At 59.2% G+C, this 13300-nt stretch carries 10 protein-coding genes and 1 pseudogene; 4 read left to right on the top strand and 7 right to left on the bottom strand.

Annotation, left to right across the window (positions count from 1 at the left end):
• The 3 genes and pseudogenes from KVG95_RS29470 to yjiA form a co-directional block, all read left to right on the top strand.
• Positions 1–240: pseudogene (locus KVG95_RS29470) on the top strand (carbon starvation protein A); the annotation flags it as partial.
• A gap of 14 nt (positions 241–254) precedes the next feature.
• The gene (locus KVG95_RS29465; protein WP_007895266.1) at positions 255–452 is read left to right on the top strand and encodes a YbdD/YjiX family protein; all 198 of its coding nucleotides are present in this window, start codon (positions 255–257) and stop codon (positions 450–452) included.
• 163 nt (positions 453–615) lie between these two features.
• Positions 616–1587 (top strand): GTPase, encoded by a 972-nt coding sequence (gene yjiA, locus KVG95_RS29460; RefSeq protein WP_217858945.1) that lies wholly within the window; start codon positions 616–618, stop codon positions 1585–1587.
• Positions 1588–1717: 130 nt separating this feature from the next.
• Here the strand turns inward: yjiA and KVG95_RS29455 are convergent, their stop codons facing one another.
• The 5 genes from KVG95_RS29455 to KVG95_RS29435 form a co-directional block, all read right to left on the bottom strand.
• Positions 1718–2425: a GntR family transcriptional regulator gene (locus KVG95_RS29455; RefSeq protein ID WP_217858944.1), complete on the bottom strand. Its 708-nt coding sequence runs from the start codon at positions 2423–2425 to the stop codon at positions 1718–1720.
• Between the two features lie 26 nt (positions 2426–2451).
• On the bottom strand, positions 2452–3156 hold the full coding sequence (locus KVG95_RS29450) for a FadR/GntR family transcriptional regulator (protein ID WP_048396477.1): 705 nt from the start codon (positions 3154–3156) through the stop codon (positions 2452–2454).
• Between the two features lie 67 nt (positions 3157–3223).
• Positions 3224–4537, bottom strand: coding sequence for a C4-dicarboxylate transporter DctA (locus tag KVG95_RS29445; protein ID WP_217858943.1), 1314 nt, complete (start codon positions 4535–4537; stop codon positions 3224–3226).
• A gap of 272 nt (positions 4538–4809) precedes the next feature.
• The gene (glyA, locus tag KVG95_RS29440) at positions 4810–6063 is read right to left on the bottom strand and encodes a serine hydroxymethyltransferase (RefSeq protein ID WP_217858942.1); all 1254 of its coding nucleotides are present in this window, start codon (positions 6061–6063) and stop codon (positions 4810–4812) included.
• A 222-nt stretch (positions 6064–6285) separates the two neighbouring features.
• Positions 6286–10134, bottom strand: a complete 3849-nt coding sequence (locus tag KVG95_RS29435) for a bifunctional diguanylate cyclase/phosphodiesterase (protein WP_217858941.1) — start codon at positions 10132–10134, stop codon at positions 6286–6288.
• Positions 10135–10420: 286 nt separating this feature from the next.
• Between KVG95_RS29435 and ettA the strand changes: the two genes are divergently transcribed.
• The gene (gene ettA, locus KVG95_RS29430; protein WP_217858940.1) at positions 10421–12085 is read left to right on the top strand and encodes an energy-dependent translational throttle protein EttA; all 1665 of its coding nucleotides are present in this window, start codon (positions 10421–10423) and stop codon (positions 12083–12085) included.
• A 188-nt stretch (positions 12086–12273) separates the two neighbouring features.
• On the opposite strand, the gene KVG95_RS29425 is transcribed toward ettA, so the two are convergent.
• Both KVG95_RS29425 and KVG95_RS29420 read right to left on the bottom strand, forming a co-directional pair.
• Positions 12274–12768 (bottom strand): GreA/GreB family elongation factor, encoded by a 495-nt coding sequence (locus KVG95_RS29425; RefSeq protein ID WP_217858939.1) that lies wholly within the window; start codon positions 12766–12768, stop codon positions 12274–12276.
• A 70-nt stretch (positions 12769–12838) separates the two neighbouring features.
• Positions 12839–13195: a hypothetical protein gene (locus KVG95_RS29420; protein ID WP_217858938.1), complete on the bottom strand. Its 357-nt coding sequence runs from the start codon at positions 13193–13195 to the stop codon at positions 12839–12841.
• Between the last annotated feature and the right edge of the window lie 105 nt (positions 13196–13300).

Genomic DNA, 13300 nt, shown 5'->3' with positions numbered 1-13300 from the left:
TCGTTGGCGAAGAAATACAGCGATGCGTTGGCCAACGGGCAGATTCTGGCCCCGGCCAAGAGCATCGAGCAGATGCAGCATGTAATCTATAACGCCTACACCAACGCAACGCTGACCGCGCTGTTCCTGTTCGTGGTGTTCAGCATCCTGTTCTATGCGCTCAAGGTCGGCATTGCCGCCTGGGGCACCAAAGAACGTACGGATAAAGAATCGCCGTTCCAGGCTCAGCCGGATGCGTAATCGAGGATTGCACCATGTTCAATGACCTGAGTCGCCTCGGTAAATACCTCGGTCAGGCCGCGCGCCTGATGGTCGGCATGCCCGACTACGACAACTACGTCGAGCATATGCAAACCAAACACCCGGACAAACCGGTGATGAGCTACGAGATGTTCTTTCGCGAACGTCAGGAAGCCCGTTACGGTGGCAAGGGTGGGCCGAAGTGCTGTTGATACAACAGCCTGGCTGATGCAATCCCTGTGGGAGCGGGCTCGCTCGCGAAAGCGGTGTGTCATTCAACATTAATGTCGACTGACACGACCTCTTCGCGAGCAAGCCCGCTCCCACATTTGTTTTGTGTTGTTTCTTAACTTTGTGAAAAACAGGAGAACCCGTTTGTCCTCTCCCATTCCAGTAACAATCCTCAGTGGCTTTCTCGGCGCGGGAAAAACCACGCTGCTACGCTACCTGCTCAAAGCCGAGCACGGCCTGAAAATAGCCGTGATCGAAAACGAATTCAGTGACGCCGGTATCGACACCCAATTGTTGGGCGACGAGCCGGTGCAAGTGATGACGCTGTCCAACGGCTGCGTCTGCTGCACCATCCACACCGATTTGACCAAGGCGCTGTACCTGCTGCTCGAACGCCTGGACAGCGGCGAAATCGCCTTCGATCGTCTGGTGATCGAGTGCACCGGTCTGGCCGATCCGGCCCCGGTGGCGCAAACCTTCTTCATCGACGAAGAACTGCGTGAGCGCTACATCCTCGATGGCATCATCACCCTGGTGGACGCGGCTCACGCCGACCTGCACCTGACTCAGACCATCGCCCAGGCGCAGATCGGTTTCGCCGACCGTCTACTGGTGAGCAAGCGGGATCTGGTGGACGAACCGACCTTCACCGCCCTCAGCGAACGCCTGACCCGCATCAACCGTCGCGCGCCGATTCGCATGGTTGATCACGGCAAGATTGATCTGGCCGAACTGCTCGACGTGCGCGGCTTCAACCTCAATGCTGATCTCGGCGGTGGCGTGAGTCTGCGTCCAGTGAGCAAGGCGCCGTCCATCGACCGTATCTCCAGCCTGGTATTGCGCACCGACAAGCCGTTGGATATCGACAAACTCAGTGAGTTCATGAACGAACTACTGGAAGAACATGGCAAGCAACTGCTGCGCTACAAAGGTGTTTTGAACATCCGTGGCGAACCGCGGCGCATGGTGTTTCAAGGCGTGCTGAAGTTGTACGGTTTCGACTGGGATACCGAGTGGGCCGATGATGAAGTGCGGGAAAGCGTGATCGTGTTCATTGCCGATGATTTGCCGGAAGAGAAGATTCGTGAGGGGTTTGCGCGGGTTGCAGCCGGGTAAGGTCGGATATCTTCAGCGTGTTTGAGGCCGCTTTCGCGAGCAAGCCCGCTCCCACATTGGCTTTGTGTCGTCCCGGATAGAGTGGGCAACATGGATCAAATGTGGAAGCGGGCTTGCTCGCGAAGGCGATCTACCCGGCAGCACAGTTTCGAATGGTCGATGGTCCAGAGTTCAGCAATCTTTCTTCAAGATGATCCAGACGCCGGGTCATCAACCTCTCGGCCGCCGTAACATCCCCACGCTCCACTGCATCGACAATCTCCGCGTGCTTCTGCCACGCGCAATCACCGCCTACCTGCGCATCACACTGCGCAATCGCCAGCGAAGTCAGCGGCACCAGACTACCGAGAAAATGCACCAACGGTGCGTTCCCCGCCATTTCGGCCAGTTGCAGATGAAACTCCCCTGACAATCGAATGGCCGGACCACGCGCCGTGCATTGGCGTTCGCTGTCGATCAAGGCGCGCAGGCGTTTCAGGTCCTGCGGGCGAGGTTGCTGGCAGGCCAGTCGAACCAGCGTGATTTCGGTCAGTCGTCGGGCATGCAGCGTCTGCCGAGTCTGCTCGACATCGGGCGCGGTGACTCGGGGACGATGATTGGTCCGAAGGATAATGATCTGCTGATGGGACAACTGCGTCAGTACGCCACGAATGTCACTGCGTCGAGCGCTGAACATCTGCGCCAGGCTGTCTTCGGTAAAACGACTGGCTGCATGGATGCGCTGTTCGAGAATGGCGTCGAAGATCCGTGAATAGAGATCATCCGCTGGCGGTTTCCCGGTGTTGGTTCGGGAGAAGGGCAGGGCAGTGAATATCTGTGGTGAGGCGAAGCTGTTCATGGCCTGTCTCCAGTTCGAAGAGGGGTTCAACTGCCGAGGTGGTCGTCCGGGATGTTCAATTCGATGCCCATCCGCTGGCCTTCCCGAAGGATGTGCCGACGCATTTCGGCGCTGGCCTGGGCGCTGTTCTTGCTGCGGATGGCACGCACCACGGCTTCGTTTTCTTCTAGGCGTTCAGCCAGATGCTCCGGCGAATTGCGCAGCACGTCGGCGCTTTGCTTGAGGGCGTTGCTGGTCTGCTGCACCACGCTCTGGAAAATCGGGTTCGAGGTCAGGGCGAACAGTTCCTCGTGGAACGCGATGTAGGCATTCACGCCAGCCTCGCTGTCGTTGGCCTCAAGGGCTTCGCGCATGTCCATCAAGGTCAGACGCAGTTGCCCGACTTCCTTACTGCTGATGGACTGCGCCACCAGGCCGACGATGAACGGTTCGAGGGTGTAGCGCAGTTGCAGCACGTCTTCCAGGCTGGCCCCGGCAACCGCGCTGTCGTGGCTTTGGCTGTCGCTGAGATTGGCCTCTAGCACCACCACGCCTTTACCCGGCATGGAACGCACCAGCCCGAGGGTTTCCAGCACGATGACCGCTTCGCGCAGGCTCGGGCGGCTGATGCCCAGTTGTTCAGCCAGTTCACGCTGGCCCGGCAGCATTTCGCCGGAACGCCACTGGCCACGGGCCAGTGCGGCCCGAAGTTTTTCTACGACTGAATTTACAACGGTTGACGAGGTAATCACGGTTCGCTCCATGAGCATCCATAACGATTGATGACCGTGCCTGCCCTCGGGCAGGCACGGCGATTATTCAAAACTCTTGCTGGTGCGCCGGGGCAACCGGTTTTCTCGGCTGGAAGGTATAACCCTGCTGGCCGGACAGCACCTTGTTTGCCCGTTGGATATCGATGTCTTTTTCCCAACGGGCGATGGCCACGGTGGCGACGCAGTTGCCGATCAGGTTGGTCAGCGCCCGGCCGATGCCCATGAACCAGTCCACTGCCAATACCAGCACCAGGCCGACTACCGGAATCGCCGGGATCGCCGTCAGTGTCGCCGCGAGAATCACCAGCGCCGAACCGGGAATCCCGTGGGCACCTTTGGAGGTGATCAGCGACACCAGCAGAATCGTCAGCAGGTCTGTCATGGCCAGTGGCGTACCGGTGGCATTGGCGATGAACACGATGGCCAGGGTCAGGTAGATCGAAAAACCATCAAGGTTGAACGAGTACCCGGTCGGAATCACCAGCCCGACCGTGGAGCTGCCGATGCCCAGATGCTCAAGCTTGCGCATGATTTGTGGCAGCACGGCGTCGGAAGACGCGGTGCCCATGACGATCAGCAGTTCTTCGCGCAGGTACTTGAGCAACGGCCACATCTTCAGGCCAGAAAGGCGCATCACCAGGCCGAGAATCAATGTCACGAAGGCCACACATGTCATGTAGAAAAGACCAACCAGGCTACCCAAGTGCTGCAGCGAATCCAGGCCATATTTACTGGTGGTGAAAGCGATGGCGCCGAACACGCCGATTGGCGCCAGGCGCACAATCATGCCCATGATGCGGAAGATCACGTGGCTCAGCTCATTGATCAACCGGGAAATACCCGACGCCGCTTCGCCCACCAGATTCAGCGCACTGCCGAACAGCACCGAAAACAGCAGGACTTGCAGAATGTTGTTTTCCGCGAAGGCGCCGATCACCGAAGTCGGGATCAGGTTCATCAGGAACTGGGTGGTGGTTTGCATGTGCTGACCGCGCTGCGCGATGTCGCCGATATCGGCGGCGGAGAGCTGGTCCAGATGAATGTTCGCGCCGCTGCCGATGCCGGTCGTGAAGGCAAACACCAGGCCGATCACCAAGGCGATGGTGGTCAGGATTTCGAAGTAGATCACCGATTTCAGGCCGATGCGTCCGACCTTCTTCAAGTCGCCGGCACCGCTGATGCCGCTGACCACTACGCAGAACACGATCAAGCCAATGAGCATCTTGATCAGTTTGATGAAACCGTCGCCGAGGGGTTTGAGTTGCGCGGAGTATTCAGGAAGGGCCAGGCCACAGACGATGCCGAGCACCAGTCCGAGAACCACTTGGAGGAAGATTGAACGCGAGCACCATCTGAGCATGGGAGGAATCCTGGTCGGTGTCCTGGCTGCCGTGCGCGAGGCGCATCAGATTCAGGACTTAATTATTGTGGTCTTACCGGTATGTCCAGTGCAGGCGCAGTCTACGCTGGGATTTTTCAGGATTACAAGTGGAAATAGAAAAATTGGCATGACCGGTCTGACCGGTTGAGCCGATTTCTTTGAGAATCAAAAGATCGCAGCCTTTATGGCGGACGAAAAAAAACCGGCCATCACTGGCCGGTTTTTCATTGCTGCGGTTTAGCGGGGCTTGATCAAGCGCCGTATACCGGCAGTTTCTTGCAGATGGCCTTGACCTTCTCACGAACGGCGTCGATCACCGCTTCGTTGTTCAGGTCCGCCAGGATGTCGCAGATCCAGCCGGCCAGCTCTTTGCACTCAGCTTCCTTGAAGCCACGAGTGGTCACTGCCGGCGTACCGAAACGCAGACCGGAGGTGACGAACGGGGAGCGTGGATCGTTCGGTACCGAGTTCTTGTTCACGGTGATGAACGCTTTGCCCAGTGCGGCGTCGGCGTCTTTACCGGAGATTTCCTGCTTGATCAGCGACAGCAGGAACAGGTGGTTCTGAGTACCGCCCGACACCACGTCGAAACCGCGCTCGATGAACACGCCGGCCATGGCCTGGGCGTTTTTCACCACTTGTTGCTGGTAGGTCTTGAACTCAGGCTGCAGCGCTTCTTTGAAGCAGATCGCCTTGGCAGCGATCACGTGCTCCAGCGGGCCACCTTGGGCGCCCGGGAATACCGCGGAGTTCAGCTTCTTCTCGATGTCGGCGTTGGCGCGAGCCAGGATCAGGCCGCCACGTGGACCGCGCAGGGTCTTGTGCGTGGTGGTGGTCACGACGTCAGCGAATGGAACCGGGTTCGGGTAGACGCCAGCGGCGACCAGACCGGCCACGTGAGCCATGTCGACGAACAGGTAGGCACCGACTTTGTCAGCGATTTCGCGGAAACGCGGGAAGTCGAGGATCTGCGAGTAGGCAGAGAAACCGGCCACGATCATTTTTGGCTTGTGCTCAACCGCCAGACGCTCGACTTCGTCGTAGTCGATCAGGCCGTTGGCGTCGATGCCGTACTGAACAGCGTTGTACAGTTTGCCGGAGGACGAAACGCTGGCACCGTGGGTCAAGTGACCGCCGTGGGCCAGGCTCATGCCCAGGATGGTGTCGCCCGCTTGCAGCAGGGCCAGGTAAACGGCGCTGTTGGCTTGGGAGCCGGCGTGTGGCTGAACGTTGGCGTAATCGGCGCCGAACAGTTCTTTAGCTCGATCAATTGCAAGCTGCTCAACCACGTCGACGAACTCGCAACCACCGTAGTAGCGCTTGCCCGGGTAACCTTCGGCGTACTTGTTGGTCAGTACCGAGCCTTGAGCTTCCATCACCGCAGGGCTGGTGTAGTTTTCCGAAGCGATCAGCTCGATGTGTTCTTCCTGGCGCTGAGCTTCTTGCTCCATGGCGGCAAAAAGGTCGGCGTCGTACTTGGCAATAGTCAAATCACGGCTGAACATGGCGGTCCTCAAGGATCGGGGCAGAAAAGGGGGCATTCTAACTCAATGGGTTTTAGATGGCATATGAAAGGACATCATGTCGCAGACAAGTGGTGTTCATGCGCGGGATTTGCGGTGTCTGAGTGGGCCTCTTCGCGAGCAAGCCCGCTCCCACAGGGGAACGCATTCCAAATGTGGGAGCGGGCTTGCTCGCGAAGAGGCTATCAGCTACACCCGAAAGCTTCAGTCCAGCATGAACAAAGCATCATTGCTGAACTGCGCCTCAAACCGACTCGCCGGCATTGGCCGGCCAAACAGATACCCCTGAACCTCATCACAACCATGCTCACGCAGGAAGTCGAGCTGCTCGTGGGTTTCCACGCCTTCAGCGATCACCGCCAGATTGAGGCTGTGGGCCATGGCGATGATCGCCCGGGCAATTTGCGCATCCTGTTCGCCCGAGGGCAGGCCATCGACGAAAGTGCGGTCGATTTTCAGCACATCGATCGGGAATTGCTTGAGGTAGTTGAGCGATGAATAACCGGTGCCGAAGTCGTCGACCGCAATGCTCAGACCGAGGTTCTTCAACCCGGCGAGAATCTGCATCGCCTCGCTGACTTCGCGCATCAGGATACTTTCAGTCAGTTCAAGCTCCAGGCACGCCGGTGGCAGGCCGGTTTCCTTCAGGATGTTGGCGATCCGCGTGCCCAGTTGCCCGTCGGAGAACTGCCGGGCCGAAATGTTCACCGAAACCTTCGGCACCCGCACCTTGGCTTGATGCCAGGTCTTGAGTTGACGGCAGGCTTCGCTGATCACCCAGTCGCCGACATCCACCACCAGCCCGAGCTCTTCGAGCACCGGAATGAAATCCCCCGGCGGCACCAGACCGCGTCGCGGGTGGCGCCAGCGCAGCAGGGCTTCGGCACCGGTCAGGCGTTTGCCGTCGCCGCTGAATTGTGGCTGGTAGTACAGGACGAATTCGTTTTGCTCCAGGGCATGGCGCAAGTCGCTTTCCAGCTCCAGACGCTCCAGGGCGCTGGCGTTCATGTCGGCCTGATAGAACTGGAAGTTGTTCTTGCCGCGCTCCTTGGCGTGGTACATCGCGGTGTCGGCGTTCTTCATCAATTGACTGAGTTCGCTGCCGTCCTGAGGGCTCAGGGCGATGCCGATACTGGCAGTGACAAAGAACTCGCGGCCTTCCAGTACGAACGGTTTCACCAGGCTGGCGAGGATCTGTTCGGCCACGTGAATCGCCCGGTTCAGCGCGATCTCCCGATTGACCCGCGGTTGCAGCAGCAACGTGAACTCATCGCCGCCCATGCGCGCCACGGTGTCGTCATTGTCGACGCAACCGAGCAGGCGCGTGGCCATTTCCTTGAGCATGCGGTCGCCGGCGGCGTGGCCCAGGGAGTCGTTGATCGGCTTGAAACGGTCGAGGTCGAGGAACATCAGCACCACCCACGACTTCTGCCGTTCGGCCGATTGCAGCGCGGTGTGCAGGCGATCCTGGAACAGCGTGCGGTTGGGCAGGTGGGTCAGGGCGTCGTAATAGGCGAGACGGTGAATCCGTTGCTCACTGGCCTTGCGCTCGCTGATGTCGCTGAAGAAACACACGTAGCTGGCCAGATCGCCTTCATCGTCGAGCACCGCGGTAATCCCGACCCAGGCCGGGTAATGCTCGCCGTTGCGTCGCTTGAGCCAGACCTCGCCTTCCCAAGTGCTGTGTTGATGCAATTGCTTGAGCACATAGCGCAGATGGGCTTCCTGCTGCTCGTCGACAGTGAGCATGTTCGGCAACTGGTCGAGGACCTGGGCCACCGCATAGCCGCTGACGCGACTGAAAGCTTCGTTGGCCTGGACGATGTAGCCCGCCGGGTCAGTGATCAGAATCGCCGAGGTCGAGTGCTCGAATACCGTAGCCGCCATGCGCAGGTCTTTCTCGGCTCGACGTTGCTGGCTGATGTCGCGGCCAACCCCGAGCACGCCTTCGAAGGCACCGTGTTCGTCCCAGACCAGTACCAGACGCAGCTCGATGGGAATCTTGCGTCCGTCGGCCCGCAGGCAGTCGAACAGAAACAGCTGGGTCTGCACCTGATTGCGCAGCAGTGCCAGTTGTTCGGGTTTATCCAGCGCTTTGCTGACCCGGTCCATCAGGCTGTAGATGCCGGTCAGTTGTTGCGGGTTGGCGATGGTCGATTGCCAGCCGTTCTGGAATATCCAGTCGGCGTCGAAACCCAGCACGGCTTGCACCGAGGGGCTGACGTAGTTGAGCGACATCTTGCTGTCGGTGGAGAAAATCACGTCGCTGATGCTTTCGGCGAGCATCCGGTAACGCTGCTCGCTGTCGCGCAGGGACTCACTGGCTTCGATCTGCTCGGTGATGTCCTTGGCCACGCCGATGATGCGCGTGACCTGATCGTGTTTGTCCCGCGCCAGGGCCTGTTCGCGAATGTCGAAACGCCGCCATTTACCATCACGATGGCGGAAACGCAGCTGGCATTGCATCAGTTGGGTGTAACCCGCGTGACGTTGGGACTGGCGTGATCGGTGGTAGTAGTCGGCATCCTCGGGGTGCAACAGGATTTCCCAGAAATACTCGCCCATCTGGTGCAGTTCGGTGCGGTTGTAACCCAGTGTTTGCCCCAGGTGATGGTTGCTGAAGATCATCCGCTGGCTGACCACATCCTGCACATACAGATGATCCGGCACGGTGCGCACCACGTCGGACCAGAACCCTTCACGCTCCAGCAGCGACAGCTCGATGAGCTTGCGACTGGTGATATCGCTGATGCTCAGGATCACCGCTTTGTAGTCGGCCTGATCTTCCGGCAGACGCAGCACCAGCCACAGGTGCTGATCACGGCCATTGGCATCCTGGAGCTTGATTTCCAGCTCAAGCTGTTTCTGCTGGTGGAGCACCGCTTCGAGCACTTGATTGCCGATGGCCGTGCAGTCCAATGGGCAGCCGTCGATCAGCAGTTTCCAGGCTTGATCGCAGGAATTGACATTGAGCAGTTGCAGGGCGACCTGGTTGACCTCGGTGATGCGCAGTTCCTGCAGCAGTTGCTGGCGTTGCTCCGGTGTCTCGAGCCAGGCCTTCAACTGCTCGCTGCTGTTGAGTTGGGCCCTGTCGAAGATACTTTTGAGCCCGGACAGGTCGAGCACGCACAACGCAACGCCGGTGCCTTCGAAAATGTCCTGATAGCGTCGGCGACCCTCATGCAGTTGACGTTGACGGCGACGAATGTTCAGCAGCGCGATGAACGGCAACAAGGAGAGGGCCAGACCCAGCAAGCATTTGCCGATGAACGCCGGCAGCAGTTGTTCGATCACCCGTTGCCGGTCGAACAGCCCGCGCAGTTGCCAATCGCTGCTGCTCAGGGGGACTGTCAGCACACTGTTGGCCAGCTCGTCGGCTGTCAGCACGGCCGGTGTGGCCGAGAGCTGGGCGTCATCGCGGCTGATGATTTGATGATTGATGCGGTTTTCCACCAGCCACTGGGGGCGGATGCCGACGTCGCCCGGTTTGGTCAGTGAGGAGAAAAACGTTGGCGTCAGGCGCAGGACCCAATAGCCGCGGCTGCTGCCGCTGGCCTGATGCAGAAGCAGGTGTACCACTGAGCCATCGTCGGCATTGCTGAAGTAGTGGGCCTGTGCGCGGCTGCGCTGAACCAGTTCGCTCAGGTAATGGGCGTCCGGGCTGTCGGGAGCGCTATCACTGAGGATTTTTCCGGAGGGACTGAGCAGCGCCAGGCTGCGCAGGTCGGGCAGTGATTGCTGCAGTTTGCGCAGCAACGCCTGCTGTTCGTCGGGACTTTGTGGTTGTTCGATGATCGGTAGCAGATTAAGCGCGATCTGGGCATTGAGCGCCATGTTGAGGCTGACTTGCGCAGCCAGATCAGCGGAGTAGTCGATGGTGTACTGGCGCTGGTTTTTCTGGGTTTCGCGAAGCTGATCCAGCAGTTGCCAGAACAGCAGTGCGAGCAGCAACAGCACGAGGGTCGCCAGCGCGCCCTTCAAGGTTCCGCGCAGGGGCGAGCCGGTCGCAGGATTGAGTGCGCTCACGGACGATGGCGGAGAGACATTAGACAAACTGTAATCCTGCGGTTTGGCTGGACTGGCGCGACGTGCACTATAAGCCGGACGCCCGAAGGGCGGCTAGCATGCCTTGAGTTGTGGCTAAGTGCCAGTCCCACTCGGCTGGACTGCCTTCTATCAATAAGGTAGCTTTGCCGGTTACGCGGGAGCGTTCCAGCTCCTAGAATCAGGTTTTTTTCAGCGCGCACGGCTTGATACCCATCAAACGAACGACGCGCATGGCCTGGCCGGGCATCGCCTGCGCTCCAATCATTCATCAGTCACTGACCCAAGGTTCTCCATGGCTCAATACGTCTTCACCATGCATCGGCTGGGAAAAGTTGTTCCGCCGAAGCGGGAAATCCTGAAAAACATTTCGCTGTCGTTCTTCCCAGGCGCCAAGATCGGCGTACTCGGTCTCAACGGTTCGGGTAAATCCACGCTGCTGAAAATCATGGCGGGCGTCGATACCGAGTTCGACGGTGAAGCCCGTCCGATGCCGGACCTGAACATTGGCTACCTGCCGCAAGAACCGATCCTGGACCCGACCAAGACCGTTCGTGAAGTGGTCGAGGAAGCAGTCAGCGTAATCAAGGACGCTCAGGCGCGCCTGGACGAGGTTTATGCGGCCTACGCTGAACCGGATGCAGACTTCGACAAACTGGCGGCAGAACAAGCCAAGCTTGAAGCCATCCTGCAAGCCAGCGACGGTCACAACCTGGATCGCCAACTGGAAGTCGCCGCCGATGCGCTGCGCCTGCCAGCGTGGGATGCCAAGGTCGAATTCCTGTCCGGTGGTGAAAAGCGTCGTGTGGCCCTGTGCCGCCTGCTGCTGTCCGCACCAGACATGCTGCTGCTCGACGAACCGACCAACCACCTGGACGCCGATTCCGTCGCCTGGCTGGAGCACTTCCTGCACGATTTCCCGGGCACCGTGGTTGCGATCACGCACGACCGTTACTTCCTGGACAACGTCGCCGGCTGGATCCTCGAACTCGACCGCGGCGCCGGTATCCCGTACGAGGGCAACTATTCGGGTTGGCTCGAAGCCAAGTCCGATCGTCTGGCGGCCGAATCCAAGCAGCAGTCGGCTCACGAAAAGGCCATGAAGGAAGAGCTGGAGTGGGTGCGCAAAGGCGCCAAGGCCCGTCAGTCCAAATCCAAGGCTCGTCTGCAACGCTTCGAAGAAATGCAATCGCAGGAATTCCAGAAGCGCAGCGAAACCAACGAGATCTACATCCCGGCCGGTCCGCGCCTGGGCGACAAAGTCATCGAGTTCAAGAACGTCAGCAAGGGCTACGGCGATCGCGTGCTGATCGACAACCTGTCGTTCTCCATGCCTAAAGGCGCCATCGTTGGCGTGATCGGCGGTAACGGTGCCGGTAAATCGACCCTGTTCCGCATGCTGATGGGCAAGGAAACACCGGATTCGGGCTCCATCGAAGTCGGCGAAACCGTGCAACTGGCGTGCGTCGATCAGAGCCGTGAAGACCTGGATGGCAGCAAGACCGTGTTCCAGCAAATCTCCGACGGTTCCGATCAGATTCGCATCGGCAACTACGAGATCCCGTCGCGCACCTACGTGGGTCGCTTCAACTTCAAGGGCGGCGATCAGCAGAAGTTCGTCAAGGACCTGTCCGGTGGTGAGCGTGGTCGCTTGCACCTGGCCCTGACCCTGAAAGAGGGCGGCAACGTCTTGCTGCTCGACGAACCGTCCAACGACCTCGACGTTGAAACCCTGCGTTCCCTGGAAGAAGCCTTGCTGGACTTCCCGGGCGCCGCCATTGTGATCTCTCACGATCGGTGGTTCCTTGACCGCGTCGCGACTCACATCCTGGCGTATGAAGACGACTCGCAAGCGGTGTTCTTCGAAGGCAACTACACCGAGTACGAAGCCGATCGCAAGAAACGCCTCGGCGAAGCGGCTTCCCAGCCGCACCGCGTACGGCACAAAAAACTGGCCTGATTTCAGGTTGGCAGGATAAAAAAACGGAGCCTTCGGGGCTCCGTTTTTTTATGGGTATTCAGTAAGGCTGGGTCGCGGCTATCGCGAGCAGGCTCGCTCCCACATTTGATCTTTCAGTGAGCTGAAGATTTGTGGCCAATACAAATCTCCCTGTGGGAGCGAGCCTGCTCGCGATGGCGGCCTCGATATCACCCCGCCTCGATGGCCAACACCTCAATCACCAAATCCCCCGCCGGTCGCTTCCACAACACTTCATCGCCCACCTGCGCCCCGAGCAACGCCCGCCCCAGTGGCGAGCTCCAATTGATCAAGCCATGGGCGGCATCCGCCTGGTCTTCTCCGACCAATTGCACACGCTGCTGATGATCGTGTTCGTCGGCAAAGGTCACCCAGTTGCCGATCTGCACTTTATCGGCCGAGGAGGCCTGTGCGACCACTTGGGCGCTTTGCAAGCGCTGCTTGAAGTAGCGCCAGTCGCGATCGAGGTCGGCCTGGCGCTGCTTATCGGCCAGTTCGCCTTTGGCGCTTTCCTCATCAAGCAGTTTTTGCAGTTCGGCGACTTTCGCCTGAAGCTGCGCCAGGCCCACTGGCGTGACGTAATTGGGCTGCGCGCTGACCTGCCGTTCGACTGGCTGATCGGCTTGCGCGGCGGCGTTATCTTCATTGACGAAGGCGCGACTCATGCTGTTCTCCCGTTATAGGGTTTGGGCCATGGTCGCAGGCTTTAAGTTTCGACGAATGTCTGTAAACGACTTATTGCGAGCGATAGGCTCGCGCGGCGTCCCTGTCTTTCTCTTGTTGCCAGGCCCGTTCGCGCTCGTCCCAATGGCGGTCCTTGTACTCGTTACGATCCTCGTTTTCACGCATGGCCTGGCACTGACGGAAGCCATCGGTCCAGCCTTCGGCGTATTGCTTGTCCTTGAGGTAACGCGGGACATTCTTGCGAAACTCGCCGGTGATCGCCCCGGCGGCTTGCCGGCCACTGATGCAACCGTCATCGAAGCCATCAGCGAACGCCGGCGGATAGCCCTTGGCGATCAGATCCTCGTGGGTCGACTGGCACCCCGTGATCACTACCAACAACCCCAACACACCCAAGCAACGCCACATCTCGGACTCCGGACCGTTCAACGGCCTATAAGGGAAGTCTAGAAGCGGATTTGTCGGGTGTGTGTGAAAGGCGTGTGATTAATCTGTGGGCTTACAAGGATTCAA

It is taken from the genome of Pseudomonas farris, from assembly GCF_019145235.1.
GTDB classification, from domain to species: Bacteria; Pseudomonadota; Gammaproteobacteria; order Pseudomonadales; family Pseudomonadaceae; genus Aquipseudomonas; species Aquipseudomonas farris.
Note: the sequence above shows the minus strand (reverse complement) of the source record. Positions and strands in the feature narration are given on the sequence as shown.

Coding starts and splice junctions, on each gene's coding strand:
- KVG95_RS29425 (WP_217858939.1), bottom strand. CDS start 12,768: ATGAGTCGCGCCTTCGTCAATGAAGATAACGCCGCCGCGCAAGCCGAT.
- glyA (WP_217858942.1), bottom strand. CDS start 6,063: ATGTTCAGCCGTGATTTGACTATTGCCAAGTACGACGCCGACCTTTTT.
- KVG95_RS29455 (WP_217858944.1), bottom strand. CDS start 2,425: ATGAACAGCTTCGCCTCACCACAGATATTCACTGCCCTGCCCTTCTCC.
- KVG95_RS29445 (WP_217858943.1), bottom strand. CDS start 4,537: ATGCTCAGATGGTGCTCGCGTTCAATCTTCCTCCAAGTGGTTCTCGGA.
- KVG95_RS29465 (WP_007895266.1), top strand. CDS start 255: ATGTTCAATGACCTGAGTCGCCTCGGTAAATACCTCGGTCAGGCCGCG.
- ettA (WP_217858940.1), top strand. CDS start 10,421: ATGGCTCAATACGTCTTCACCATGCATCGGCTGGGAAAAGTTGTTCCG.
- KVG95_RS29420 (WP_217858938.1), bottom strand. CDS start 13,195: ATGTGGCGTTGCTTGGGTGTGTTGGGGTTGTTGGTAGTGATCACGGGG.